This window comes from Flavobacterium macacae (genome assembly GCF_003865365.1).
GTDB lineage: Bacteria > Bacteroidota > Bacteroidia > Flavobacteriales > Flavobacteriaceae > Flavobacterium > Flavobacterium macacae.
This window is the reverse complement of the sequence record NZ_RQVR01000009.1, coordinates 1-246: the sequence shown is the minus strand read 5'-3', so window position 1 is coordinate 246 and position 246 is coordinate 1.

Sequence of the window (246 nt, the reverse complement as noted above, 5' to 3'; positions counted from 1 at the left end):
AAGATGTGCTCTCTCTTTAATTTGCTGTTAATCCAATATGTCTATGAACGTGTCATTCTGTTTTCAATTCCGTTTCCGTGTTTCAGGAAGCGGGTGCAAAAGTAGAAATCCTTTTTCAATCCCGCAAGCTTTTTGTGAAGTTTTTTTAAAGAAATTATCATCCCTCTTTTTTCTTCCCAGCCCGCCAGTCTCTCAATGAACTTCCGCTCTCGCGGGGTGCAAAGGTAAATCCTTTTTTTATCTCAG